General features: G+C 60.1%; 24 protein-coding genes. 12 read left to right on the plus strand and 12 right to left on the minus strand.

Features of this window, described 5'->3' with window-relative positions:
- Positions 1–220: 220 nt before the first annotated feature.
- Positions 221–466 (plus strand): TIGR02647 family protein, encoded by a 246-nt coding sequence (locus BK670_RS27625; RefSeq protein WP_003229392.1) that lies wholly within the window; start codon positions 221–223, stop codon positions 464–466.
- A gap of 181 nt (positions 467–647) precedes the next feature.
- Positions 648–3,491, plus strand: coding sequence for a class I adenylate cyclase (locus BK670_RS27630; protein ID WP_123454564.1), 2,844 nt, complete (start codon positions 648–650; stop codon positions 3,489–3,491).
- 7 nt (positions 3,492–3,498) lie between these two features.
- On the opposite strand, the gene rnk is transcribed toward BK670_RS27630, so the two are convergent.
- From rnk to cyaY, 3 genes are all read right to left on the minus strand, one after another.
- Positions 3,499–3,909, minus strand: a complete 411-nt coding sequence (rnk, locus tag BK670_RS27635; RefSeq protein WP_103521296.1) for a nucleoside diphosphate kinase regulator — start codon at positions 3,907–3,909, stop codon at positions 3,499–3,501.
- A gap of 256 nt (positions 3,910–4,165) precedes the next feature.
- Positions 4,166–4,384, minus strand: coding sequence for a DUF1289 domain-containing protein (locus BK670_RS27640; RefSeq protein WP_123454566.1), 219 nt, complete (start codon positions 4,382–4,384; stop codon positions 4,166–4,168).
- 4 nt (positions 4,385–4,388) lie between these two features.
- Positions 4,389–4,721, minus strand: coding sequence for an iron donor protein CyaY (gene cyaY, locus BK670_RS27645; protein WP_123454569.1), 333 nt, complete (start codon positions 4,719–4,721; stop codon positions 4,389–4,391).
- Positions 4,722–5,049: 328 nt separating this feature from the next.
- On the opposite strand from cyaY, the gene lptM reads away from it, so the two are divergent.
- Genes lptM through BK670_RS27680 form a run of 6 tightly spaced genes read left to right on the plus strand, consistent with a single transcriptional unit; the run spans position 5,050 to position 9,659 of the window.
- The gene (gene lptM / locus BK670_RS27655; RefSeq protein WP_007911098.1) at positions 5,050–5,223 is read left to right on the plus strand and encodes an LPS translocon maturation chaperone LptM; all 174 of its coding nucleotides are present in this window, start codon (positions 5,050–5,052) and stop codon (positions 5,221–5,223) included.
- Positions 5,224–5,232: 9 nt separating this feature from the next.
- Positions 5,233–6,480: a diaminopimelate decarboxylase gene (lysA, locus tag BK670_RS27660; RefSeq protein ID WP_123454573.1), complete on the plus strand. Its 1,248-nt coding sequence runs from the start codon at positions 5,233–5,235 to the stop codon at positions 6,478–6,480.
- Between the two features lie 3 nt (positions 6,481–6,483).
- On the plus strand, positions 6,484–7,314 hold the full coding sequence (dapF, locus tag BK670_RS27665) for a diaminopimelate epimerase (RefSeq protein WP_095119833.1): 831 nt from the start codon (positions 6,484–6,486) through the stop codon (positions 7,312–7,314).
- Positions 7,315–7,327: 13 nt separating this feature from the next.
- Positions 7,328–8,053, plus strand: coding sequence for a DUF484 family protein (locus tag BK670_RS27670; RefSeq protein WP_123454575.1), 726 nt, complete (start codon positions 7,328–7,330; stop codon positions 8,051–8,053).
- Positions 8,054–8,055: 2 nt separating this feature from the next.
- On the plus strand, positions 8,056–8,955 hold the full coding sequence (gene xerC, locus BK670_RS27675; RefSeq protein ID WP_007950060.1) for a tyrosine recombinase XerC: 900 nt from the start codon (positions 8,056–8,058) through the stop codon (positions 8,953–8,955).
- Positions 8,952–9,659, plus strand: coding sequence for an HAD family hydrolase (locus BK670_RS27680; protein WP_123454577.1), 708 nt, complete (start codon positions 8,952–8,954; stop codon positions 9,657–9,659). The genes xerC and BK670_RS27680 overlap by 4 nt, the downstream gene beginning before the upstream one ends.
- A 233-nt stretch (positions 9,660–9,892) precedes the next feature.
- On the opposite strand, the gene sutA is transcribed toward BK670_RS27680, so the two are convergent.
- The 4 genes from sutA to glnK all read right to left on the minus strand — a co-directional run bounded on the left by sutA (position 9,893) and on the right by glnK (position 12,678).
- Positions 9,893–10,219, minus strand: coding sequence for a transcriptional regulator SutA (gene sutA / locus BK670_RS27690; RefSeq protein ID WP_007920420.1), 327 nt, complete (start codon positions 10,217–10,219; stop codon positions 9,893–9,895).
- A 102-nt stretch (positions 10,220–10,321) separates the two neighbouring features.
- Positions 10,322–10,747 carry a secondary thiamine-phosphate synthase enzyme YjbQ gene (locus tag BK670_RS27695; protein WP_007920418.1) on the minus strand — a complete coding sequence of 142 codons (426 nt, stop codon included), beginning with the start codon at positions 10,745–10,747 and terminating at the stop codon, positions 10,322–10,324.
- A gap of 215 nt (positions 10,748–10,962) precedes the next feature.
- Positions 10,963–12,300 (minus strand): ammonium transporter, encoded by a 1,338-nt coding sequence (locus BK670_RS27700; protein WP_123454580.1) that lies wholly within the window; start codon positions 12,298–12,300, stop codon positions 10,963–10,965.
- A 39-nt stretch (positions 12,301–12,339) separates the two neighbouring features.
- Positions 12,340–12,678 carry a P-II family nitrogen regulator gene (gene glnK, locus BK670_RS27705; protein ID WP_002555808.1) on the minus strand — a complete coding sequence of 113 codons (339 nt, stop codon included), beginning with the start codon at positions 12,676–12,678 and terminating at the stop codon, positions 12,340–12,342.
- 414 nt (positions 12,679–13,092) lie between these two features.
- Between glnK and BK670_RS27710 the strand changes: the two genes are divergently transcribed.
- Both BK670_RS27710 and BK670_RS27720 read left to right on the plus strand, forming a co-directional pair.
- The gene (locus BK670_RS27710) at positions 13,093–13,353 is read left to right on the plus strand and encodes an accessory factor UbiK family protein (protein WP_123454582.1); all 261 of its coding nucleotides are present in this window, start codon (positions 13,093–13,095) and stop codon (positions 13,351–13,353) included.
- 361 nt (positions 13,354–13,714) lie between these two features.
- Positions 13,715–14,242, plus strand: a complete 528-nt coding sequence (locus tag BK670_RS27720; RefSeq protein WP_123454584.1) for a BRO-N domain-containing protein — start codon at positions 13,715–13,717, stop codon at positions 14,240–14,242.
- On the opposite strand, the gene BK670_RS27725 is transcribed toward BK670_RS27720, so the two are convergent.
- The gene (locus BK670_RS27725) at positions 14,237–14,506 is read right to left on the minus strand and encodes a HigA family addiction module antitoxin (RefSeq protein ID WP_123454586.1); all 270 of its coding nucleotides are present in this window, start codon (positions 14,504–14,506) and stop codon (positions 14,237–14,239) included. The two genes, BK670_RS27720 and BK670_RS27725, sit on opposite strands and share 6 nt — an antisense overlap.
- A 763-nt stretch (positions 14,507–15,269) precedes the next feature.
- On the opposite strand from BK670_RS27725, the gene BK670_RS27730 reads away from it, so the two are divergent.
- Entirely contained in the window at positions 15,270–16,763 is a 1,494-nt protein-coding gene (locus BK670_RS27730; RefSeq protein ID WP_123454588.1) for a YifB family Mg chelatase-like AAA ATPase, read from the plus strand.
- Here the strand turns inward: BK670_RS27730 and BK670_RS27735 are convergent.
- From BK670_RS27735 to BK670_RS27745, 3 genes are all read right to left on the minus strand, one after another.
- Complete coding sequence (locus BK670_RS27735; protein WP_123454590.1) at positions 16,760–17,974, minus strand: aldose 1-epimerase family protein; 1,215 nt, start codon at positions 17,972–17,974, stop codon at positions 16,760–16,762. The genes BK670_RS27730 and BK670_RS27735 overlap by 4 nt on opposite strands.
- A gap of 219 nt (positions 17,975–18,193) precedes the next feature.
- Positions 18,194–20,170 (minus strand): methyl-accepting chemotaxis protein, encoded by a 1,977-nt coding sequence (locus BK670_RS27740; RefSeq protein ID WP_123454593.1) that lies wholly within the window; start codon positions 20,168–20,170, stop codon positions 18,194–18,196.
- 181 nt (positions 20,171–20,351) lie between these two features.
- Positions 20,352–21,272 carry a LysR substrate-binding domain-containing protein gene (locus tag BK670_RS27745; RefSeq protein ID WP_123454595.1) on the minus strand — a complete coding sequence of 307 codons (921 nt, stop codon included), beginning with the start codon at positions 21,270–21,272 and terminating at the stop codon, positions 20,352–20,354.
- Between the two features lie 152 nt (positions 21,273–21,424).
- Between BK670_RS27745 and BK670_RS27750 the strand changes: the two genes are divergently transcribed.
- Positions 21,425–22,825 (plus strand): NorM family multidrug efflux MATE transporter, encoded by a 1,401-nt coding sequence (locus tag BK670_RS27750; RefSeq protein WP_185036834.1) that lies wholly within the window; start codon positions 21,425–21,427, stop codon positions 22,823–22,825.
- Positions 22,826–22,952: 127 nt separating this feature from the next.
- Here BK670_RS27750 and BK670_RS27755 read toward each other — a convergent pair whose 3' ends face one another.
- The gene (locus BK670_RS27755; protein WP_123454599.1) at positions 22,953–24,626 is read right to left on the minus strand and encodes a putative bifunctional diguanylate cyclase/phosphodiesterase; all 1,674 of its coding nucleotides are present in this window, start codon (positions 24,624–24,626) and stop codon (positions 22,953–22,955) included.
- Positions 24,627–24,808 lie beyond the last annotated feature (182 nt).

The following is a 24,808-nucleotide window of genomic DNA, read 5'->3' on the forward strand; positions in this document are numbered from 1 at the left end:
TACGGTGCATCAGCAAAAACAACGCTCAATGACACACCGCTTTCGCGAGCAGGCTCGCTCCCACAAGGTTTGTTACGTATCCATCCGGCCAACTCCCGCCTCACGACTACACTGGAATCCGCCTCAAGACAAAATCCCTGATCTGAGCACTGGACATGCCGCAAAAGCGGGTTCACCTTAGGGGCGCTGTCGTCCAATTCCTAGAAAGTCTGGAGTCCTTATGTCGCTTACCCCTGAGTTGGTTGCCGAACTGGAAGTCCTCGCACTCTTCAACCTGGACAGTTCCCAGGAAGGCCTGAAAATTCATCAGACCGCTGCCCCGAAACACATTGCCGCCGCCAAACGCCTCTTTGAAAAAGAACTGACCGACCAGCCCGATGGCGGGTATCTGACCAGCCTCGGTCGCGACGCTGCACAAAATGTGCAAACCGTGCTGACGATTCTGAGAGAGCAAGAAACCGCCTGATCCCCCTGACTTTGCCCACGGGAACTCCTGCCACGGGATTTCCGCGGGCTTGCCCTGCCGCCCGCGATAGAAATCTGACGTCAAAAAACAAATTCAGCTAAAAGTCCCGCTGTGCTAAGGCTAAACTGCCTCCCATTCCGAGACCCTCTACGTCCGAGCCTGCGAGCCGGTTTGAGCTGACATGACGCGCACCCACGAAATCCGCCCCGACCTGGACGAAGGCATCGACCGCAAGGTACTCAGCCAGCTGCGCGCGCGCTTTCTCAAATTCAATGAAGGCCGCCTCGGCCGCGCCCTCGAAGGCTTGTCGACCCGCCAACAGAGCGTGTTGACGCTGTTGCCGCTGTTCTTCCACGTCAATCATCCACTGCTGCCGGGTTACGTCTCGGGCAGTACGCCGGCCGGCCTGTCGAATTACGAGCCAGACGCCAACACCCTCGCCGAAGCGCAACGCCTGACCCGTTCGTTCTCCTACAAGCCGCGCCACGGCAGCAATCCGCCGCGACCGATTCACGGTCTGTTCCTGATGGGCAGCCTCGGCACGCTGGCGCAAGCCGACCAGAGCGACATGGACGTGTGGGTCTGCCACGCGCCGGATCTGAGCGAAAGCGAACTCGCCGAGCTGAGCAAGAAATGCCAATTGCTCGAAGCCTGGGCGGCGAGCCAGGGCGCTGAAGCGCACTTCTTCCTGATCGACCCGGAGCGCTTCGTCAAAGGCGAACGCGACTCCCAGCTCAGTTCGGAAAACTGCGGCACCACCCAGCACTATCTGCTGCTCGACGAGTTTTATCGCACCGCAATCTGGCTGGCCGGGCGCACGCCGATCTGGTGGCTAGTGCCGGTTTACGAAGAAACCGCCTACGACCGTTACACCCATACCCTGCTGTCCAAGCGCTTCATCCGGGCCAACGAAACCCTCGATCTTGGCCACTTGGCGAGGATTCCGCCGGGCGAGTTCATCGGCGCCGGCTTGTGGCAGTTGTTCAAAGGCATCGAGTCACCGTACAAATCGGTGCTCAAGCTGCTGCTGACCGAGGTCTACGCCAGCGAACACCCACAGGTGCAGTGCCTGAGCCTGCGCTTCAAAAAAGCCGTGTTCGCCAACCAACTGGATCTGGATGAACTGGATCCGTACATGGTCGTGTACCGGCGTATCGAGGAATACCTCACCGCGCGCAACGAGCCGGAGCGGCTGGAATTGGTCCGCCGCGCGCTGTACCTGAAGGTCAACCGCAAGCTCACCGGCAACAGCCGCACCCAGAGCTGGCAACGTTCGCTGCTGGAACGGCTGGCCAGTGAATGGCATTGGGATCAGCGGCAGCTGACACTGCTCGACAGCCGCAGTCAGTGGAAAGTCCGCCAGGTCAGCGCCGAACGCCGCGCGCTGGTCAATGAGCTGAACTACAGCTACCGCTTCCTGACCCAGTTCGCCCGCACCGAGCAGACCGTCAGCCTGATCAACAAACGTGATCTCAATGTGCTCGGGCGCCGGCTCTATGCCGCCTTCGAACGCAAGGCCGACAAGGTCGAGTTCATCAACCCCGGCATCGCCCCGGATCTGGCCGAAGACACCCTGACCCTGGTGCAGTCGCGCAACAAAAAAGAACCCGGGCAAACCCAGTGGGGCCTTTATAACGGCAGCCTCACGGCACTTGAGTGGGAACACTTCGCGCCAATCAAGCGCAGCCGCGAATTACTCGAACTGCTGACGTGGTGCCACCGTAACGGCGTGATCGACAGCAGCACACGTATCGCTTTGCATCCTGGCACCAGCGACTTGAGCGAGTTCGAACTGTTCAACCTGCTTGGCAGCCTGCAACAGTGCATCGCCCTGCCCCTGCCCACGGTGGCCGAAGAGCCGCTGCTGCGCGCCGCGATGCCGAGCGAAGTGCTGATGCTGGTCAACGTCGGCATTGATCCGCTCAAACATCACCGCGACCTGAACATCCTGATGACCACCGAGCGCACCGACTCGCTGAGTTACGCCGGCGTGCGCGAAAACCTCGTACTGACCCTGGATCAAGTCACGCTCAACAGTTGGAACGAAGTGCTGGTCAACCGTTTCGACGGGCCGCATGCTCTGCTCGATTGCCTGCGCGACTACCTCAACAACCTGCCGCGCGGGCCGTTGCAGCCGTCGCTGAAGGTGCGTTGTTTCTGTCACAACCGCGCGCAATTCATTGCCCGCCGTGTCGAGGAAATCGTCGACACCGCGCAGAACCTGCTGCTCAGCGAGTTGAACCACCGCTACCTGATTCAGGTGCAGCAGCATTATCACGTGCTGGAGTTGGTGCCGGGCCAGGTCAATCACGTCGCCCTCGCCACCTTGCCAGCGTTGCTCGATTACCTCGGTGAAGAGCAGCCGCGCTATAGCCCGCTGCACCTCGACCCGATGGCGCTGGAAGATCACGACCTCGCCCTGATCCTGCCGATGGGCCAGCCAGAGTGCATTCAGGTGTTCTACCGGATCACCGAGCAGCAGGCCGAGCTGTACGTGCTGGATGAGTTCAACGCGCTGTGGCAGCAACATTTGCCCTATCACGATGAGCAGAGTCTGTTGGTGCCATTGCAGCGTTTTCTGCAATCGATCCTGTTCCGCCGGGAAGCCGTGCTACCGATGGACGCCGGTCCGGATGCCCGTCTTGAAACTTTGTATTACCAGTTATTGCCTTCGGGTCCGGGGCGCGCACGACGGGTCGAAGCGCGACCGGCACCGCAGACGCCAGTGAACAAGCCGTTCTACGACGTGCAGGCGATCGTCGGCAAAGCCGCGCCGGGCGAAGTGCAGGTCACTCTCTATTGCAATCAACGGGAATTCAGCGAGCTGGAACATGGCGACCAGCTGTTCAGCGTGGTCGCCCGGGAGATCGTCGAGCAGCGCCGCGAGAGCGAGCGCTATCGCTGTTACATCACCGACCTCGACCTCTCGGGCCTGCTCGGTGATGGGCAAAGTTCAAGCAATCTGTATTTGCGCTATAAGGCTGACCTGGAACGCGCCCTGAACGAGGCGCTCGAACAGTTCTGAGGCGGGCTTACTCGCGGAAATCACCGCCGTTGGCCGGCTGCGATTCAACTTCCAGCAAAGTCAGTTTGAGGGTCTTGCCACCCGGTGCCGGCCAGTCGATGTGCTGACCGACCTTCAGGCCCAGCAGCGCACTGCCGACCGGCGCCAGGATCGAAATCTTGCCTTCATCGGCGTTGGCATCCTTGGGATAGACCAGCGTCAGGTGGTAATCCTTGCCACTGCCTTCTTCGCGGCAATGCACACGGGAATTCATCGTCACGACATCGGCGGGCACTTCATCGTGACCGACCAGCGTATCGGCGCGGTCCAGTTCGGTTTGCAGCGCGATCACGCCCGGCAGCGTGTCATCCAGGCTGTCGATCAGGCGTTCCAGACGTTGCACGTCCAGACGGGTAAGGGTGATGGAAGGTGCGGTCATGATCCGGGCAGACTCCTTTCTTCTGCACACAAAAAAAGCAAAACCCCGCCAAAAAAGACGGGGTTTTCACCAGGCCTCGATGGGTTGAGGCGTGTTCGGACACTATCACAGCTCAAAAAATATACAAGTCACCCTCCAGACCGGAGGAGACCCTTGTGGCGAGGGAGCTTGCTCCCGCTGGGGCGCGTAGCGGCCCTGAAATGCCTACGACTGCTGCGCAGCCGAGCGGGAGCAAGCTCCCTCGCCACAGATCGGATCAGGCTCGGGATTTTCGTGCGGCAGCCTGCTGGCAGATGACCCGACGGCGCTGATCGTCCGCCGAGCGCCATTCGCGAATATCCTCGACATGGCGAAAGCAGCCGAGGCAAACCTTCTGCTCATCCAGCCGGCACACGCCACTGCACGGCGAAGGCACGGCCGGGCTGATGTTGCTGTAGAGCGGCTTGGGCGGACGAACAGGAACGGTGTCGGTCACGGAATCACAGACCTTCGAAGTCGAATTCAGCGCCGGCCTGTTGCTTGACGATGCGTTCGAGCATTTCGCCCAGTTGCTCTTCGCTCTTGTCGCACATCCAGCGCTCGCTCTCTTCGTCGTAGTCGAAGTGGAAACCGCCGGACACCGCCGCCAGCCACAACTGACGCAACGGCTCCTGGCGGCTGAAGATCAGCTGCGAGCCGTTCTCGAACTTGACGGTCAACACGCCGGCCGAACTTTCCAGATCGATATCCAGGTCGCTGTCATCAAAGATATCTTCCAGCGTTTGCTGGGTAGCATCGACCAGATCGTGAAAACGGGCTTCGGACAAACTCATTGCGGCAACCTCAAAAAATGTCTGATCAGGCTCAAGCGCCGAAAGATACGGACGCTGCCAGCCGATTGCAAAGATTAACGACCAAGCACCCTGCCCCACTCCTGACACCAAACCCTTGTAGGAGTGAGCCTGCTCGCGATAGCGCAGTGTCAGTCAACATATATGTCTCTGACACTCCGGTATCGCGAGCAGGCTCACTCCTACAGGAGATTGCGGCGATTCGGGCAGCTTTGGGCAAGCCCCGCCGGACGGGAACCCCCTCGCATAGGCAAGCTGCCGGGTGGCCGGTATACTCCGGCGCAATTAACGCATTTTCAAGGATTTCGCCATGAAGCGCCTGATCTCTTCCCTTGCTGCGCTCGTCGCGGTTGCCTGCCTCGTTTCGGCCTGTGGTCAAAAAGGCCCGCTGTACCTGCCGGATGACGATCAGGACCCGGCCGAGCAAGCCCAGTCTTCGCAGAAGCAGCCGTCCAAAGCACACAAGCACGACGTTTACCAATAAGGGATCGCCATGGACGCTTTTAACTACCGTGGCGTGGAGCTGTTCGCGGAAGGTGTGGCGCTGTCCGCCATCGCTGACCGCTTCGGCACGCCCACTTATGTTTACTCGCGCGCGCACATCGAAGCCCAGTATCTGGCCTACGCCGATGCGCTGGCCGGCATGCCGCACCTGGTCTGCTTTGCCGTCAAAGCCAATTCCAACCTCGGCGTACTGAATGTCCTGGCCCGCCTCGGCGCTGGTTTCGACATTGTCTCCCGTGGCGAACTGGAGCGTGTACTGGCCGCTGGCGGCAGCGCTGACAAGATCGTCTTCTCCGGTGTCGGCAAGACCCGTGACGACATGCGTCGCGCCCTCGAAGTCGGCGTGCACTGCTTCAACGTCGAGTCCACCGACGAGCTGGAGCGCCTGCAAGTGGTCGCCGCCGAGCTGGGCGTTCGCGCCCCGGTTTCGCTGCGCGTGAACCCGGACGTCGATGCCGGCACCCACCCGTACATTTCCACCGGTCTCAAAGAGAACAAGTTCGGCATCGCCATTGCCGATGCCGAAGACGTGTACGTGCGCGCCGCGCATCTGCCGAACCTGGAAGTGGTGGGTGTTGATTGCCACATCGGCTCGCAACTCACCACTCTGCCACCGTTCATTGATGCACTTGATCGCCTGCTGGATCTGGTCGACCGTCTTGGCGACTGCGGCATTCACCTGCGCCACATCGATCTCGGTGGTGGCCTGGGCGTGCGTTATCGCGATGAAGAGCCGCCATTGGCTGCCGACTACATCAAGGCTGTGCGCGAGCGCTTGAACGGCCGTGATCTGGCGCTGGTGTTCGAGCCGGGCCGTTTTATCGTCGCCAACGGCGGCGTACTGCTGACGCAAGTCGAGTACCTCAAGCACACCGAGCACAAAGATTTTGCCATTGTCGACGCGGCAATGAACGACCTGATCCGCCCGGCGCTGTATCAGGCGTGGATGGACGTCACCGCGGTCAAACCGCGTGACACCGCTGCGCGCAAATACGACATCGTCGGCCCGATCTGCGAAACCGGTGACTTCCTCGCCAAGGACCGTGAACTGGCGCTGGAAGAAGGCGACTTGCTGGCCGTGCATTCGGCCGGTGCCTACGGCTTTGTGATGAGCTCCAACTACAACACCCGCGGCCGTGCCGCTGAAGTGTTGGTAGACGGTGATCAGGTTTTTGAAGTGCGCCGCCGCGAAACCGTGGCCGAGCTGTTTGCCGGCGAAAGCCTGCTGCCGGAGTAACCCATGCTGCTGCGTTTTACCAAAATGCACGGATTGGGCAATGACTTCATGGTTCTCGACCTGGTCAGCCAGCACGCGCATATTCAGCCAAAGCATGCCAAGCAATGGGGCGACCGCCACACCGGCATCGGTTTCGACCAGTTGCTGATCGTCGAGGCGCCGAGCAACCCGGACGTGGATTTCCGTTACCGGATCTTCAATTCCGATGGCTCGGAAGTCGAGCAGTGCGGCAACGGTGCACGCTGCTTCGCGCGTTTCGTGCTCGACAAGCGTCTGACCGCCAAACGGCAGATCCGCGTCGAGACCAAGGGCGGCATCATCGAGCTGGACGTGCGTAATGACGGCCAGATCGGCGTGAACATGGGCGCCCCGCGCCTGGTGCCGGCGGACATTCCGTTCGAAGCGCCGGCGCAGGCCAGCAGCTATCAGCTGGAAGTCGACGGCACCACGGTCGAACTGGCCGCCGTGTCGATGGGCAACCCGCACGCCGTATTGCGCGTGCAGGACATCAACAGTGCACCGGTGCATGAGCTGGGGCCGAAAATCGAACACCATCCGCGCTTCCCGGCGCGGGTCAATGTCGGTTTTCTCCAGGTCATCGACCGCAACCGCGCGCAGCTGCGCGTGTGGGAACGTGGCGCCGGGGAAACCCAGGCCTGCGGTACCGGCGCATGTGCAGCGGCTGTCGCTGCGATCAGCCAGGGGTGGATGGATTCGCCGCTTTTGATCGACCTGCCCGGCGGGCGTCTGTCCATTGAATGGGCTGGCCCTGGCCAACCGGTGCTGATGACCGGTCCGGCAGTGCGTGTATACGAAGGACAAGTACGTCTTTGAGTGAGCAGAAACCATGACCGATAAGCCTCAGGTACCCGCCCGACAGTCCGACGAATCAGCGTCCGAGAGCCTGGAGGCGGCAGCGGTTGCCGCATACCTGGAGGCTCATCCGGACTTCTTCGTCGAGCATGAAGAACTGCTGCCCGCCATGCGCATTCCCCATCGACGCGGTGACACCGTGTCCTTGGTCGAACGGCAGATGACCATCCTGCGCGACCGCAACATCGAGATGCGCCATCGCCTCTCGCAGTTGATGGACGTCGCCCGCGACAACGATCGCCTGTTCGACAAGACCCGCCGTCTCATTCTGTCCCTGATGGACGCCGCCAGCCTCGAAGACGTGGTGATCAGCGTCGAAGACAGTCTGCGTCAGGATTTTCAGGTGCCCTTCGTCAGCCTGATCCTGCTCGGTGACAACCCGGCGCCGGTCGGTCGCTGGGTCAGCCACGCCGACGCACAAGTCGCCATCGGCGGCTTGCTCACCGAAGGCAAAAGCGTCAGCGGCAGCCTGCGCGAGCATGAACTGGACTTCCTTTTCGGTGAAGAGCAGCGCAAGCAGATCGGTTCCACCGCCGTGGTTGCGGTCAGCCATCAAGGCATTCACGGCATTCTGGCGATCGCCAGCCGTGATCCGCAGCACTACAAAAGTTCGGTCGGCACGCTGTTCCTCAGCTACATCGCCGAAGTCATGGGCCGCGTGCTGCCACGGGTCAATAGCTCCCTGCGCTCGGTACGCTGAACATGGAACGGCAACTGGACGCTTACTGCGAACACCTGCGCAGTGAGCGACAGGTGTCGCCGCACACGCTGTCGGCTTACCGCCGCGACCTCGATAAAGTCCTTGGCTGGTGTGTGAAGCAGAACATCGGCAGCTGGGCCGCGCTGGATATCCAACGCCTGCGCAGCCTGATCGCCCGCCTGCATGCGCAAGGCCAGTCTTCGCGCAGCCTCGCCCGCCTGCTCTCGGCAGTGCGCGGGCTTTACCACTATCTGAATCGCGAAGGCCTCTGTGACCACGATCCGGCAACCGGTCTGGCACCGCCGAAGGGCGAACGTCGCCTGCCGAAAACCCTCGATACCGACCGCGCGTTGCAATTGCTTGAAGGTGCAGTCGAGGATGATTTTCTTGCGCGGCGCGATCAGGCGATTCTGGAGTTGTTCTATTCCTCCGGCCTGCGCCTGTCCGAATTGACCGGACTCAATCTTGATCAGCTCGACCTCGCTGACGGCATGGTTCAGGTGCTCGGCAAGGGCAGCAAAACCCGGTTGCTGCCGGTGGGCAAAAAGGCCCGTGAAGCACTGGAACAATGGCTGCCGTTACGGGCGATGACCAACCCCGCAGACGACGCCGTGTTCGTCAGCCAGCAAGGCCGGCGGCTCGGCCCGCGAGCGATTCAGGTACGAGTGAAACTCGCCGGCGAACGCGAGCTGGGGCAGAACCTGCACCCGCACATGCTGCGGCACTCCTTTGCCAGCCACCTGCTGGAATCCTCGCAGGACCTGCGCGCGGTGCAGGAATTGCTCGGCCACTCCGACATCAAGACCACGCAGATCTACACCCATCTGGACTTCCAGCACCTGGCGGCGGTCTACGACAGCGCCCACCCACGGGCCAAACGCATGAAAGGCGACGATTCATGAGCATCCAATTGATCACCTTCGACCTCGACGACACCTTGTGGGACACCGCCCCGGTGATCGTCAGCGCCGAAGCGGTATTGCGCGAATGGCTGAGCGAACATGCGCCGAATCTGGGCGCGGTGCCGGTGGAGCATTTGTGGTCGATTCGCGAGCGGGTGCTGACCAATGAGCCGGGACTCAAGCATCGCATCAGTGCTTTGCGTCGACGGGTGTTGTTTCATGCGCTGGAAGAAGCCGGCTATGCCCATGGCGAAGCAACCGACCTGGCGGACAAGGGTTTTGAAGTATTTCTGCATGCGCGGCATCAGATCGAAGTGTTCCCCGAAGTCGAGCCAGTGCTGGAGATTCTTGCCAACCATTACGCCCTCGGCGTGGTCACCAATGGCAATGCCGATGTGCGTCGATTGGGCCTGGCGGATTACTTCAAGTTTGCCTTGTGTGCGGAAGATATCGGCATCGCCAAACCGGATGCGCGCCTGTTTCATGAGGCGTTGCAGCGCGGTGGCGCCACGGCAGAAACCGCCGTGCATATCGGTGATCATCCGGGTGATGACATTGCCGGGGCGCAGCAGGCGGGGATGCGCGCGATCTGGTTCAATCCGGCGGGCAAAGTCTGGGAAGCCGAGCGTCAGCCCGATGCAGAAATTCGCAGCCTGACCGATTTGCCAGCCGTTCTCGCACGCTGGAATGCCATTTCCGCCTGATATAAAAGTGTTTTTTGTGGCGAGGGAGCTTGCTCCCGCTCGGCTGCGCAGCAGTCGTAAAACCAGCCAACACTGTATTCCTGAAAAAATTTGTTTGCAGATTTTGGGGTCGCTTCGCAACCCAGCGGGAGCAAGCTACCTCGCCACAATGTCGCAGTGAACGAGCGCTTTTATTTCAGGCATGAAAAAGCCCGCAGCGACGGCGGGCTTTTTCAGCAAGCCAGCGGCACGCCTCAGATAGGGCGGCTACCGTACTTATTGTCCGGCTTCTTGGGCGGATCGGCGACCACATTGGCCTCCACTTCCTGAACCTTGCCGCCGCGCGACAGGAACTCTTCCATGGCCTTGGCCAGGGCGTCGCGTTCCTTGTTCTTGGCTTCAATGCTCGGCAACTCGTCTACCGACACCGCGGCCTTGGCTTTGCCTTTGGCTGCCGGAGCCGGCGTATCGTCGCCACCATCGTCGTCAGCAACGTCTTCCGCTGCTGCTTCAAGACCTTCCTCGGCCTCGTCTTCGTCGCCTACTTCGAGGTCGTCGTTTTCCAGATCATCGTCGCTCATGTTCTACCTCATGACTTGCGAAAAGCAGATTAGTTATAGACCAGCTTTGGCAACTGTCGAAAGTCGCCGTTAAAAAATCAGTAACCATTGGTGACCAACGGTTTACGCCCCTTCACCGTGCAAGGTGGCGAGGACTTTTCGAGCACCGCCATGATCACGGTGCTCGCCCAGATAAACGCCTTGCCAGGTTCCCAGTGCCAGGCGACCTGCCGAAACCGGCAGACTGATCTGGCAGCCAAGCACGCTGGCCTTGAAGTGCGCCGGGAGGTCGTCCAGGCCTTCGTCGTTATGCTCATAGCCGTCTGTTCCTTGTGGGATCAGACGATTAAAAAATCGTTCGAAGTCGCGACGTACCGCCGGATCGGCGTTCTCGTTGATGGTCAACGACGCCGAGGTATGCTGCAGCCACAAATGCAACAGACCAACCCGGCACTCCCTGAGTTCAGGCAGCCCGGCGAGTAACTCGTCCGTTACCAGATGAAAGCCCCGGGGCCTTGCCCGCAGGGTTATCAGAGTCTGTTGCCACATACAGTTCTCCGCACGTTCGGGGCGCATTCTAGCGCGCTCTGGGAAAAAACAAAGGCCCTAATATTCCTGCAATTGCGTAAGCCATTGCCCGCAGAAAAACGCCCGTCGTAAACACGACCAAAGACGTACGAAAAATCCTTTCAGCTGCTCTCTCTGCGACAAATTCCAGACAAAAAAATGCCCGGCGAACCGGGCAAGTTTTTTAGTGCGCGTACTTACAGGTTGTAGCCGCGTTCGTTGTGTTGTGCCAGATCGAGGCCAACCGATTCTTCTTCCTCGGTCACACGCAGACCCATCACAGCGTCCAGAACCTTGAGGATGATGAAGGTGACGATCGCGGTGTAGATCACCGTGAAGCCGACGCCTTTGATCTGAATCCAGACTTGCGCGCCGATATCGGTAACGGTGCCGAAGCCACCCAGAGCCGGAGCGGCGAACACGCCGGTGAGGATTGCGCCGAGGATACCGCCGATACCGTGTACGCCGAATGCGTCGAGGGAATCGTCATAACCGAGTTTGCGTTTCAGGGTGGTGGCGCAGAAGAAGCACACCACGCCTGCCGCCAGACCGATCACCAGTGCGCCCATCGGGCCCACGGTGCCAGCCGCCGGAGTGATCGCTACCAGACCGGCAACCACACCCGAAGCAATGCCCAATGCACTTGGCTTGCCGTGGGTGATCCACTCGGCAAACATCCAGCCCAGCGCAGCCGCAGCGGTCGCGATCTGGGTAACCAGCATCGCCATACCGGCAGTGCCGTTGGCCGCCGCAGCGGAACCGGCGTTGAAGCCGAACCAGCCGACCCACAGCATCGCCGCGCCCATCAGGGTGTAACCGAGGTTGTGCGGGGCCATCGGGGTGGTCGGGAAGCCTTTGCGCTTGCCCAATACCAGGCAGGCGATCAGACCAGCCACACCGGCGTTGATGTGCACCACGGTGCCGCCGGCGAAGTCGAGTACGCCCCAGTCCCACATCAGGCCGCCGTTGCCGGACCAGACCATGTGCGCGATCGGCGCGTAAACCAGGGTGAACCAGATGCCCATGAATATCAGCATCGCGGAGAACTTCATCCGCTCGGCGAACGCACCGACGATCAGCGCCGGGGTGATGATCGCGAAGGTCATCTGGAAGGTGATGAACACCGCCTCAGGGAACAACGCCGCAGGACCGGTCAGGCTCGAAGGCGTGACACCGGCGAGGAACGCCTTGCCCATGCCGCCGAAGAACGAGTTGAAGTTGACGACGCCCTGCTCCATGCCGGTAGTGTCGAACGCAATGCTGTAGCCATAAATGACCCACAGGATGCTGATCAGACCGGTAATGGCGAAGCACTGCATCATCACGGAAAGAATGTTTTTCGAGCGAACCATGCCGCCGTAGAACAGCGCCAGGCCCGGGATGGTCATGAACAGCACGAGGGCTGTCGAGGTGAGCATCCAGGCAGTGTCGCCGGAATTGAGGACTGGGGCCGCCACTTCGTCTGCCGCCATTGCAAGGCTTGGCATTACGATGGACAACAGGGCTCCTAGCCCTGCGAATTTACGCAGAGTCATATTGTTTTCTCCTGGGGCGTTGGGGGTTTGTGGCGGCGCTTAGATCGCGTCGGTATCGGTCTCGCCGGTACGGATGCGGATCGCCTGTTCCAGATTGACCACGAAGATCTTGCCGTCACCGATCTTGCCGGTGTTGGCCGCCTTGGTGATCGCCTCGATCACCCGATCCAGATCCTTGTCGTCGATGGCCACGTCGATTTTCACCTTGGGCAGAAAATCGACCACATATTCCGCGCCGCGATACAGCTCGGTGTGACCCTTCTGCCGGCCGAAGCCTTTGACTTCAGTAACGGTAATGCCCTGCACGCCGATTTCGGACAGCGACTCGCGCACGTCGTCCAACTTGAACGGCTTGATGATGGCAGTGACTAGCTTCATGAAAACTCTCTCCCGAATTGGTGGACTTGCCCCAGGAAAACAAACCCGACTCAAGTCTAAGCGCAGTGCCTGGCTTTGTAACGCATCGTCGGCCTTACCTGCCCGACTGACGCCAGCTAACCGCTGCCGACGAAACTCCCCGCTCCGTCTGCCGCACTGCATTCGTCACAGCGACTGCATCAGTGCATGGGTCACAGGTGACTAAGCAGAAACCTTGCCATCTCGCCAAAACCCACTGATTTCAATCCCTTGGCCGCTGCCGCAGGCGCTCCCGTGCAAAAGGCGTCGCGGATACGCACAACAACAGTGCATCGCCATCCGTCCGCTTGCGCGAAAAGCGTGCATCCCTGCCTGCGAGATTGACTATAGACACTGCGTGATACACTGCCGGCCATTGTTTACAGGACACTTACCATGCTCGCGCCCAAAGACTTCCTCGACGCCCTGAGCGGCACCGCCTCCCGCCTGTTCAGCGGCGACACCCCGCTGCCGAAAGCCGAAATCGAAAGCCAGTTCAAAATGCTGCTGCAAAGTGCGTTCGGCAAACTCGATCTGGTCAGCCGTGAAGAGTTCGATAGTCAGATGGTCGTGCTGGCCCGCACTCGCGCTCGCCTCGAAAGCCTCGAAGCGAAGGTCGCCGAGATGGAAGCAAAGCTGACGCCACCTGCTGAGTAACTCCGCAATCCCCTGTAGGAGCTGCCGAAGGCTGCGATCTTTTGATCTTCAGCCCTTCAACCATCCCGGCAACGTCCTACAACTTGCACCACCGCCGTCCGATTGCGCCGAAAAGCCCAGGTTTCTAAGCTCACCCGATGCTGAATGTTCAGCACCGGGTTTGGCGACCTGGATAGCTTAAGGCGCACGACAACCATGATGGCGGCTACATTTACCGCCACATCGTTTCATGGCGGTTGTGCGTGGGAGACCTTCGGGTCTGCCGGGTTCCTTTTGCTCCGGTTCGCCAACCCGCGTACAACTGCCACCCAATCGTTTGGCGACGATTGAGGGCAGCCCCTTAAGCAAGAGGAACTGCTCTATGAATCAAGAAGAGACTTATCTAACGCCGCACACATTCACCCGCCACAAACTCCCCCTCCACGCCCTCCTCATCCAGAACCAACCCTGGTTCTCCGCCCGCGACCTCGGTCGCTTACTTCACATCTACCTAAACGAACGCATCCTGCGAAAACTCGACTCAGACCAATACCAGACCCGCAAAACCCTGATCCACAACCAAATCGAAAACACCCTGCTGATCAGCGAATCCGGTATCTACGCCCTCCTCGTCTACCACTACTGTCCCGAATACCGAGCCTTGCGCGAATGGCTCACCCACCAAGTCATCCCCACCCTGCGCGACACCCAACATCCCACCACAAGCGAACGCCCACACCTCAGCTTGCTCAACTGGCCGGACATGACATTGAGTTTGCTGCACTGGAATAACCAGCCATGGATTCGGTTGCAGGATGTGCCGTTGATGGTGGTGGAACGTGAAGAGCCGAAGCGCCCAATAACGGGGCCTTGGTGGAAAAGGGCTTCGCGGATGCTGCAGTCGCTATAAGCCCGCATGCCTGAGCTGGGCCCTGCGCAAATCGTAAGTCGACTGAAGACTCATCCAGAACTCAGGCGTCGTGTTGAGATGAATGGCAAGTCTGATTGCCAAGTCGGCGCAGATCCTGAGCTGGCATTTCACAAGCTTTTCGATCTCACTTTCCGGCCATTTCGTGGGCATGGCCAGATCCATGACCGTCATGCCCAGCGGTTCCATGAACTCCTTCTTCAGAATCGCTCCCGGATGAATCGGACGCATACCGTTGCGGTTCATTTTTCGTCTCCAGAGGCTGCATTGAGCGGCCAAACTGGAGCATCCGACTCCGCGATACAAGACCGTCGAAACCCTTTCGCCAGCGTCCTACAACTATTAGGGCACGGCCCTACAAACATCAGCGTCTGCGCCCAGTTACGCAGCCCTTACGCATGTCATTACATTGGCAAACGAAATACGCCCATCAAGATGGAGGTATCTGTGAAGAATAAGAAGAGGAAGGAAAAGCTATTTCAGATTGTTGATTTGCACCTCGAAGCACTCCGTTTGGCTGGGGATATGTCAGCCAATCAACGGCGATTTATTGAAGTTGCTGTTACATGTGGGCCAGCGCTTGAGCCAAGCGGCGCGCTGGCCGGTAGAAGGTCCTGAGTGAAAAATAAAAAAGGCGTCCATAGGACGCCTTTTTTGTGTTTGGAGGAGTAGTCGCAGCGATTCTTTAGCTCCTGGCTTTGCAGCCTTGGGTTCAGAATCCGACGAGCTGGCCCGTCGTCACTACTTCAGAGAAACCAGAGTTCTCTGCTGCCAAAAATGCGGGGGAGCTTTTACTGGTGCCCAGTCCCGACGAATGCGCAGTTGCAGTCCTCGAACGGGAGGATCCGTCAATGCCGGTCGAGAGTCAACGCTCCAATTCAGAGAAGCAGTGACACGCCACTGGGTTTTGATACGTCTTGTAAACCTCTATTCCAGCACTGAAACCCGGCTCAACTACCCTTCAAAAACCCGCAGGAAGCGGCTCCCCGATTCAGCTCAAGGAACGACCATGTCCCTCTCCATCGTCCACAGCCGCGCCCAGATTGGCGTGGAAGCCCCCGCTGTCACCGTCGAAGTCCATCTGGCCAACGGTCTGCCGTCGCTGACCATGGTCGGGCTGCCCGAGGCGGCGGTGAAGGAGAGCAAGGATCGGGTGCGCAGCGCCATCATCAATTCCGGGCTGCAGTTTCCGGCGCGGCGGATCACCCTGAATCTGGCACCGGCGGATTTGCCCAAGGATGGCGGGCGGTTTGATCTGGCGATTGCCTTGGGGATTCTGTCGGCGAGCGTACAGGTGCCGTGTCTCACGCTGGACGATGTGGAATGCCTCGGTGAGCTGGCGTTGTCCGGTGCTGTGCGGCCGGTGCGCGGGGTGTTGCCAGCGGCACTGGCGGCGCGCAAGGCCGGGCGGGCGCTGGTGGTGCCACGAGCAAATGCCGAGGAGGCGTGTCTGGCTTCCGGGCTGAAGGTGTTTGCGGTGGATCATCTGCTGGAGGCGGTGGCGCATTTCAACGGCCATACGCCGGTGGAGCCTTACGTGTCGGATGGTTTGATCCATGCCGCCAGACCTTATCCCGACCTCAACGAAGTGCAGGGGCAAAAAGCAGCAAAGCGAGCGCTGCTGATTGCGGCAGCGGGTGCGCACAACCTTCTGTTCAGCGGACCACCGGGAACGGGCAAGACATTGTTGGCCAGTCGATTGCCGGGGTTGCTCCCGCCGTTGTCCGAATGCGAAGCCCTTGAGGTTGCGGCGATTCAATCTGTCGCCAGCGGCGTGCCGTTGACCCATTGGCCACAGCGGCCGTTTCGCCAGCCGCACCATTCCGCATCCGGTCCCGCGCTGGTGGGTGGCAGCTCAAAACCGCAACCCGGCGAAATCACCCTCGCCCACCATGGCGTGCTGTTTCTCGATGAGCTGCCGGAGTTTGATCGCAAGGTGCTGGAGGTGCTGCGCGAGCCGCTGGAGTCAGGGCATATCGTGATTGCCCGAGCCAAGGATCGCGTGCGCTTTCCAGCGCGCTTTCAGTTGGTGGCGGCGATGAATCCGTGTCCCTGTGGATATCTTGGCGAACCGAGCGGCAAGTGTTCGTGCACACCGGACATGGTTCAGCGCTACCGCAACAAGCTTTCAGGGCCGCTGCTGGATCGGATTGATCTGCACCTGACGGTGGCGCGGGAAGCGACGGCGTTGAATCCGACGTTTAAGCCGGGCGAAGACAGCGCCACTGCCGCGCAACGTGTTGCCGAGGCGCGAGAACGGCAACTGAAACGTCAGTCCTGCGCCAACGCCTTTCTCGATCTGCCGGGACTGAAAAGGTACTGCAAGTTATCCACAGCCGATGAAACCTGGCTGGAATCCGCCTGTGAGCGACTGACCTTGTCGCTGCGCTCAGCCCATCGTTTGCTCAAAGTCGCCAGAACCCTGGCAGACCTTGAACAAGTCGATGCAATCAAGCGTGAGCACTTGGCCGAAGCGCTGCAATACCGGCCGGCGACGCCTTAATGCTCGGTCAGATCAACCAGCGGCGTTTGCCGCACTTCGGTTTCGCGCCCGGCCTGAATCTCGGTCACACGCTTCAAGGCGTTATCCACAGCACCTTTGTCTGCGAGCAGGCTGTAGCTGATCTGGAACTGTTTGTGTTCCTTCGGTGCAATGGTTGGCACCAGATTCAGCGGACGCTGATAGCGGCGGTTGTAGGAAAAACTGGTGCCCGGCTCCAGCCCCGTGACATAGCCCTGTCCTTGGGTATCGGTGTTTTTCCACAGGGAGAACACCGGCAACTGCTGCGTGTTGAAGCCAACGGAAACACCGAGGCTGCCCGCCTTGTTGTGCAACACAGTCAGGGTTTCGCCTTTGGCATCGGCGTAAGGCACGACGTTGTAGACGGTTTCGTCGTAGTCCTTGGTGGGTGCGCGGTAGGTCTGCCAGTCGGGCAAATCGCCTTTGGCCTTGTCGTTGAAAGGCGAGACCTGTTTTACCGGTGCAGCAAAACGGGCGCCCTGCTCGAGGAACGGCGTGCTGAAGTTGCTGTGATACAGCGCCTGGTATTCCTTTGGATAATCGCCGTTGTTGGTCAGCGTATCGTTGAGTGCAAAACGCACGCTACCGGGCTCGGTGACCAATTGCGTGACGACCGAGAAGTCGACTTTCTTGAAGGCCTGCTCTTTCAGCTCGCCGCGCAGACTGATCGCGTAGGGTGGTTTTTCGTCGATGTGCAGCGTGACAGTACTGGCCGGGATGTTGGCGGCGCGCCCATGGAGGGTCAGCAACTCGCCATTGTCCATGCCGGGATGGCCGACCCATTCGTAACCACAGCGGGTTACCAGTTCATTGAAGCCTTCCAGCCAGCCGAGACCGCCGCGCCCGTTAAGCTCGATAAAGGCCGGGTTGACCACGTCCTTGACCGGCGAATCCCAGCCCATGCGCACGTCGCCAACGGAGGCGTGCAGAACGTTCATGCCACGCGTTGGCACTACCGAGAGTTTCATCGTGCCGTTATCGATGTCGACGATGCTGACGCCTTCCTGCCGCCCACCGTGCAACGTACGCAGGCTCACGGAGAAGGGTTTGTCGGTTTTCACGCCGAGCTGCTCGCTGGTGATGGTCCAGTTTTGTGCGGGCTTGTTGGCATCGAGAAGGACGTAATCCCAGGCCATGGCGTGGGAAGCAGCAGTGAATGCGCCGAGGGCGACGGCAAGTTTGAGCGGGGACATGGCAGCAGCCTTTATTGGAGTTGTGCCATTTTTATAGCGCTGCGGAAACGTTTCAGCAAGCGTATTAGATCGATAGATTGCAGGTTCAGCCGAAGATCTTCAGTGATGCATTCGCGAGCAGGCTCACTCCTACAGGGATCTTCAGTGATCACAAACATTGTGACCACCCGATATGCCTGTAGGAGTGAGCCTGCTCGCGATAGCTATTTCAGCCCTACATCAACGGAAGCGATCAACTTCGGAACGCAAGTCCGCCGCCAACTTCTCAAGCTCCTTGGCGGTCACGGCCAAGTTGGAAACCACTTCACGCTGCTCGCTGTTGGCCAACGCAATGCTCTGCAAATTGCTGCTCAACAACGTCGCGGTGCTGCTCTGCTCCTGAGTCGCCGTGGTAATCGCCGCAAACTGCTGCCCCGCCGAACGGCTCTGCTCATCGATACGCGCCAGCGCCGACGCCACGTTGGCGTTGCGCGACAAGCCTTCCTGCATCAGCACATTGCCCTGTTCCATGGTGCTGATCGCGTTGCCGGTTTCCTGCTGGATGCTGTGGATCATGCTGGAAATCTCGTCGGTCGCCTGACGGGTGCGCGAAGCCAGGCTGCGCACTTCATCGGCTACCACGGCAAAACCGCGACCTTGCTCGCCGGCACGGGCGGCTTCAATCGCAGCGTTGAGCGCCAGCAGGTTGGTCTGTTCGGCAATCGAGGTGATCACGCTGACAATGCCGCCGATTTCCTGGGAGCGCTGGCCCAAGGTGTTGATCACGGTAGCGGTCGTGTTCAGCGCGCCAGCGATTTGCTCCAGAGAGGACGAAGCTTCTTCCATCGAGCTGCGACCGATCTGCGTCTGCTGGGCGTTTTCCTGCGCCAGGCGTTGGGTGGCGCCCATGTTGTCGGCGATGTCCAGCGAGGTCGCGCTGAACTCTTCAACCGCGCCCGCCATGCTGGTGATCTCGCCGGACTGCTGTTCCATGCCTTCGTACGCGCCGCCGGACAAACCGGACAACGCCTGAGCGCGGCTGTTGACCTCCTCCGAGGCGCGGCGGATGTGCTCGACCATGGTCGACAGCGCCTGGCTCATCTGGTTGAAGGCGCGGGACAACTGACCGATTTCGTCGTTGCTCGACACGTTCAGACGCACGCTCAGATCACCGGCGCCCAAGGCTTCGGCCTGACGCACCAGGTCACTCAACGGAGCCAATTTGCTGCGCAGCAGCCAGACCACAGAACCGACCGCCAGCAGCATCGCCAGCAGGCTGCCAATTGCCAGTTGCGTACCGACGCTCCAGGTCACCGCGCGGATCTCGGCTTTCGGCATGCTCGCCACGACCGCCCACGGCCCACCGTCGAACGGCACCGAAACGCTGTAGAAGTCTTCAGCCTTGTCGCTCCAGAACTGGCCTTTGCCCGGGGTTTTGGCCAAGCCGCCAATCACCGTAACCGCCTGATCCAATGCCTGCACGCCCGCCGGGGCCACCAGCCATTTATTTTGCTCATCCAGCAGCGCCAGCGAGCCGGTCTGGCCGATGCGGAAGCGCTTGAGGTTGTCGAACTGAGCGTTCTGCGCATCGGTGTAATCAAAGCCGACAAACAGCACGGCAATCACTTTGCCGCTGCCATCACGCACTGGCGTGTATTGAGTCATGTAGGAACGATCAAACAACAGGGCGCGACCGACATAACCCTGCCCGGCCATCAGCTTCGCATAGGCCGGGTGAGCGTGATCGAGCAAGGTGCCAATGGCGCGGCTGCCGTCCTGCTTGGTCAGGGAGGTGCTGACGCGGACAAAGTCTTCGCCACTGCGCACGAACAGCGTGGCGACGCCGGCGGTCATCTGCTTGAACTCGTCGACTTCCTTGAAGTTGTTGTTCATCACTTCACTGCCCAAGTGCAGGCCCGGTGTCTGGGTGCCGGCGACGGTCACCGGTTCACTCGGGTGAATGCTCAAACCTGCGCTGAAACGCTTTTCGAACAGCCCGCTCAGACGCTGGGTGCTTTCGCGCAGCGTGCCGTGGAAGGTGCTCAATTGGTCGGCGAGCAGACGCGCTTCACTGGCGAGATGCTCTTCACGGGTAGCAAGGTTGGCGGTATCCAGCGAACGCAAGGCGAATACCGTACTGCCGCTTATGACTATCGCCAGTATCACGGCGAGCGCGAGGCCCAGCTGCGAGGCGATCCGAGCGCGAGGTTGAGACATGATCAGCTCCTGGCCGAACTTGCCGATCCTCCTTGATCGCAGCTCGGATAATTTTCTAATGGGGGTGAATCTTGGATACCGGCACGACGGTTCCACATGCACGTATTCGGCGGCAGAGCCGAATACTTGAGCGGACAGTAGGGTTATGGCATAAGGCCGGCATTGTGGCGGCTCTAACGTTTCAGCTCAAGCGTGTTACATCCGGCAGCGCCATGGCACGGACTTCGCCTTGCAGAAAGTCGCTGAGGCGGCGCAAACGTTCACCTCCCGAACGCGTCTTTGGCCACACCAGGTAATAATTCAGTCCGCTGGCGACCGCGGTTGGCCACGGCAGGCTCAGTCTTCCTTGCGCCACGTCTTCGGCGACCATCAACAGATCGCCCATCGATACACCGTAACCACGTGCCGCCGCGATCATCCCCAACTCCAGCGTATCGAACACCTGTCCGCCCTTGAGCGAGACTTGATCGGCCAACCCCATATGCTCCAGCCAACTGCGCCAGTCGCGGCGGTCGGGTGTCGGGTGCAGCAATTCGGCACTGGCCAGCCGGGCCACGTCCCAGGGTTGATCGTTCAGCAGATTCGGTGCGCCCACCGGGATAAGCTCTTCGGGGAACAGCAGGCTGGCTTCCCAATCTGGCGGAAAATGACCGTCGCTGAGCAACACGGCGCAATCGAACGGCTCATTATTGAAATCAACCGAATCAACATCCATCCACGCGCTGGTCAGTTGCACTTCATTGCCCGGCTGCAAATGGCGGAACCGACTGAGCCGAGCCAACAACCAGCGCATGGTCAGGGTCGACGGCGCTTTCATGCGCAGGATGTCGTCTTCGGCGCGCAAGGTGTTGCAGGCGCGTTCCAGCGCCGCGAAGCCGTCACGGATACCCGGCAACAACATCCGCGCCGATTCGGTCAGTTGCAGATTGCGTCCGCTGCGGTGAAACAACCGACAGGCGAAATGCTCTTCGAGCGTACGAATATGTCGACTGACCGCGCTTTGGGTAATCGACAGCTCCTCAGCCGCACGGGTGAACGAGCTATGCCGCGCCGCCGCTTCAAATGCGCGCAGGGCATACAAGGGAGGAAGACGACGAGACATTCGGAAAGCTCCTACAGCGGGTTAATGCCAACTTGGCAGAATCCTCTCATGATGAGTTTTAATCATGCCACCCATCCTTTTTATCCTTTTGTGCATTGCCTTCCAAGCGCCGAGAATCGACGGTCTCCTGTTCCCTCTGAAACTGAGTGGTGATGACCATGCAGCATCCCGTGCGTACCGAACTCTGGGCCATCCTGCGGCTGTCGGGGCCGTTGATCGCTTCACAGTTGGCGCACATGTTGATGGTGCTGACTGACACCCTGATGATGGCGCGCATCAGCCCCGAAGCTCTGGCCGGTGGCGGTCTGGGCGCGGCGAGCTATTCCTTCGTGTCGATCTTCTGCATCGGCGTGATTGCGGCGGTCGGCACGCTGGTGGCTATTCGCAAAGGCGCCGGCGACATCATTGGCGCCGCGCGGCTGACCCAAGCCGGGCTGTGGCTGGCCTGGTTGATGGCGCTGGGCGCGGGCTTGTTGCTGTGGAACCTCAAACCGGTGTTATTGCTGTTCGGCCAGACCGAAACCAACGTCGATGCCGCCGGGCAGTTTCTGATTGCCCTGCCCTTCGCCCTGCCCGGCTATTTGAGCTTCATGGCCTTGCGCGGTTTTACCAGCGCGATTGGACGGGCGACTCCGGTGATGGTCATCAGCCTTGGCGGCACCGTGGCCAACTTCCTGCTCAATTACGCATTGATTACAGGCATGTTCGGCCTGCCCAAACTCGGCTTGATGGGCATCGGCCTGGTCACGGCGATTGTTGCCAGCTGCATGGCGCTGGCGCTGGCCTGGCACATACGCCGGCATCCGGCCTACGACGCCTATCCGTTGCGCGCCGGCCTGTCACGGCCGAACCGGCAATACCTCAAGGAACTGTGGCGCCTCGGCCTGCCGATTGGTGGTACTTATGCGGTGGAGGTCGGTTTGTTCGCCTTCGCAGCGTTGTGCATGGGCACCATGGGCAGCACCCAGATGGGAGCGCATCAGATCGCCCTGCAAATCGTCTCGGTGGCGTTCATGGTACCGGCGGGCATGTCGTACGCGATCACCATGCGTGTCGGCCAGCATTACGGCGCCGGGCAACTGAGTGATGCGCGGATGTCCGGGCGGGTTGGCATCGCTTTCGGCGCGGTGGTGATGTTGGGTTTCGCCATGGTGTTCTGGTTGCTGCCGAACCAGTTGGTCGGGCTGTTCCTCGACCATAACGATCCGGCGTTTGCCGAGGTGATTCGTCTGGCGGTGAGCCTGTTGGCCGTGGCGGCGTGGTTTGAATTGTTCGACGGCACGCAGACGATTGCCATGGGCTGCATCCGTGGACTCAAAGATGCCAAGACTACTTTTCTGGTCGGGCTTGGTTGCTATTGGTTGATCGGCGCACCGGCGGCGTGGTGGATGGCATTTCACCTGAACTGGGGACCGACGGGGGTCTGGTGGGGGCTGGCGCTGGGCCTGGCGTGCGCGGCGGTGAGTCTGACGCTGGCGTTTGAGTGGAAGATGAAGCGGATGATTCGGCGGGAACCGCAATCTCAGGGCTTTAACATCCCTCAGACTGAATGAGTTTCGGTTTGTGGGAGCGAGCCTGCTCGCGAATGCGGTCGGTCAGACAAATCATCTTTGCCTGACACACCGCTTTCGCGAGCAGGCTCGCTCCCACAGGGGTTCATGCCTAATCCGGAGATTGTGTTCAGCTGACGATTTCGAGCGCTGGTTGTTGGCTTGAGCCGAAGGTCAGATATTCGACCAGCTCCACCAACGGCAACGGCCGGCTGATCAGATAGCCCTGCACCTGATCGCAGCCAAACCCACGCAGCAGTTCCAGTTGCTCCGGCGTCTCGACCCCTTCCGCCACCACTTCCAGATGCAGGTTGTGCGCAAGATTGATCATCGCGTGCACCAGTTTGCGATTCTCTTCACGCTGTTCCATGCCACCGACGAAGCTCTTGTCGATCTTCAGCAAGGTGATCGGCAGGCTGTTGAGGTGCACGAACGACGAGAACCCGGTGCCAAAGTCATCCAGCGAGAAGCGCACGCCGAGGCGGCCGAGAGCATCCATGGTCTGTTTGACCAGATCGCTGCGGCGCATCACCGCGGTTTCGGTCAGTTCGAATTCCAGCCACTGCGCCTCTACGCCACGTTCGGCGATCAAGCGGCTCAATGTCGGTAACAGCTGACTGTCCTGAAACTGGCGGAACGACAGGTTGATCGCCATGTGCAGCGCCGGCAGCCCGCGCTCGCGCAGCGCCTGCATGTCTCGCAGCGCTCGGGAAATCACCCAGTAACCCAACGGCACGATCAAACCACTCTGCTCGGCCAGTGGCACGAATTCACTCGGCGGCAGCAGGCCGCGCTCGCTGTGACGCCAACGCACCAAGGCTTCGAGGCCGACAATCTGGCCATCCTGCATGTTCAGACGGGGCTGGTAATGCAGCTCCAGCTCATCGCGGCGCAAGGCCCGGCGCAGTTCGCTTTCCAGATCAGCCATGCTCCGCGCATTGCGGTTGATGCGCTCGTTGAAGATATGAAAGGTGCAGCCCTGCGTACTTTTCGCCTGCTGCATGGCGATGTGCGCGTGCCACATCAGCGGGTCAGCGCCGCCCTGCGCCCGGGCATGGGCGATGCCGAGACTGGAGCCGATCAGCAGGCTTTCGCCATCGACCCAGTAAGGTTCGGCGAGCGCTTCGGTGATGCGTTCGGCCATCCACTCGGCGCGTTGTGGCGCACGACGGGTATCGATCAGCAAGGCAAATTCATCGCTGCCGAGGCGCGCCAGTTGATCGCCCGCCTCGAGCTGACTTTTCAGCCGCGCCACCACTTGCAGGATCAAGCGGTCGCCCGCCTGATGGCCAAGCGCATCGTTGGCATGACGGAAGTTATCGAGATCGAGATGCCCGAGGGCCAGGCCGCGACCGTCGTTTTCCGCGAGGCGCGCGGCGAGCAAGGTCTGGAAACCCTGACGGTTGGCGATGCCGGTCAGCGGATCCTGTTCGGCGAGACGTTGCAGGGTGTTTTCGAGAACGCCGCGTTCGCGCACATGACGCAGGCAACGCCGGAGCATGTCGGCGTCGAGGGCGTCGAACACCAGCCAGTCGCTGACGCCAACGGGCGCGGTGTCCGGTTCATGTTCCAGCAGCAAGACCGTCGGCAGGCTGCAACGGCCCGGTGCCGGTTGCAATGCCGGAATGGTCAGCAACACCGCGTGGCGGTTGTCTTCGAACAAACGGCTGACCGACTCCCAGCTCGGCGCGCTGATCAGCACCGCCGCGCTCCCCAACGGAGCCAGACACTTGCGCAATAACGCTGTCCACGCTGGCTCTTCGGCCAGTAGCAGCAAACGCAAGGGTTCGACAGGCGTAGACAAGCTAGCTCCCTAGACTCTGCAATGATGTGGGCGGGGCATTATGCCGTTGCGATGTTCAATGACAACGATTATCAGAACGTTATTTTGTGTCACGAATGACAACATTAGCCGCAAAATCACCGTGCATCCTCCGCGAAAGTAACAAAACCGGCAAATTTGAATCGCGTGGTACGTCACAAGTC

Origin of the sequence: Pseudomonas fluorescens (genome assembly GCF_003732425.1) — a bacterium.
In the GTDB taxonomy this organism is placed as follows: domain Bacteria; phylum Pseudomonadota; class Gammaproteobacteria; order Pseudomonadales; family Pseudomonadaceae; genus Aquipseudomonas; species Aquipseudomonas fluorescens_BE.

Coding starts and splice junctions, on each gene's coding strand:
- BK670_RS27725 (WP_123454586.1), bottom strand. CDS start 14,506: ATGAACCGCAACGGTATGCGTCCGATTCATCCGGGAGCGATTCTGAAG.
- sutA (WP_007920420.1), bottom strand. CDS start 10,219: ATGAGCGACGATGATCTGGAAAACGACGACCTCGAAGTAGGCGACGAA.
- BK670_RS27740 (WP_123454593.1), bottom strand. CDS start 20,170: ATGTCTCAACCTCGCGCTCGGATCGCCTCGCAGCTGGGCCTCGCGCTC.
- BK670_RS27750 (WP_185036834.1), top strand. CDS start 21,425: ATGACCATGCAGCATCCCGTGCGTACCGAACTCTGGGCCATCCTGCGG.
- BK670_RS27670 (WP_123454575.1), top strand. CDS start 7,328: ATGACCGATAAGCCTCAGGTACCCGCCCGACAGTCCGACGAATCAGCG.
- BK670_RS27710 (WP_123454582.1), top strand. CDS start 13,093: ATGCTCGCGCCCAAAGACTTCCTCGACGCCCTGAGCGGCACCGCCTCC.
- BK670_RS27720 (WP_123454584.1), top strand. CDS start 13,715: ATGAATCAAGAAGAGACTTATCTAACGCCGCACACATTCACCCGCCAC.
- lptM (WP_007911098.1), top strand. CDS start 5,050: ATGAAGCGCCTGATCTCTTCCCTTGCTGCGCTCGTCGCGGTTGCCTGC.
- xerC (WP_007950060.1), top strand. CDS start 8,056: ATGGAACGGCAACTGGACGCTTACTGCGAACACCTGCGCAGTGAGCGA.
- BK670_RS27745 (WP_123454595.1), bottom strand. CDS start 21,272: ATGTCTCGTCGTCTTCCTCCCTTGTATGCCCTGCGCGCATTTGAAGCG.
- glnK (WP_002555808.1), bottom strand. CDS start 12,678: ATGAAGCTAGTCACTGCCATCATCAAGCCGTTCAAGTTGGACGACGTG.
- BK670_RS27625 (WP_003229392.1), top strand. CDS start 221: ATGTCGCTTACCCCTGAGTTGGTTGCCGAACTGGAAGTCCTCGCACTC.
- BK670_RS27700 (WP_123454580.1), bottom strand. CDS start 12,300: ATGACTCTGCGTAAATTCGCAGGGCTAGGAGCCCTGTTGTCCATCGTA.
- BK670_RS27730 (WP_123454588.1), top strand. CDS start 15,270: ATGTCCCTCTCCATCGTCCACAGCCGCGCCCAGATTGGCGTGGAAGCC.
- BK670_RS27630 (WP_123454564.1), top strand. CDS start 648: ATGACGCGCACCCACGAAATCCGCCCCGACCTGGACGAAGGCATCGAC.
- BK670_RS27735 (WP_123454590.1), bottom strand. CDS start 17,974: ATGTCCCCGCTCAAACTTGCCGTCGCCCTCGGCGCATTCACTGCTGCT.
- cyaY (WP_123454569.1), bottom strand. CDS start 4,721: ATGAGTTTGTCCGAAGCCCGTTTTCACGATCTGGTCGATGCTACCCAG.
- dapF (WP_095119833.1), top strand. CDS start 6,484: ATGCTGCTGCGTTTTACCAAAATGCACGGATTGGGCAATGACTTCATG.
- BK670_RS27680 (WP_123454577.1), top strand. CDS start 8,952: ATGAGCATCCAATTGATCACCTTCGACCTCGACGACACCTTGTGGGAC.
- BK670_RS27695 (WP_007920418.1), bottom strand. CDS start 10,747: ATGTGGCAACAGACTCTGATAACCCTGCGGGCAAGGCCCCGGGGCTTT.
- lysA (WP_123454573.1), top strand. CDS start 5,233: ATGGACGCTTTTAACTACCGTGGCGTGGAGCTGTTCGCGGAAGGTGTG.
- rnk (WP_103521296.1), bottom strand. CDS start 3,909: ATGACCGCACCTTCCATCACCCTTACCCGTCTGGACGTGCAACGTCTG.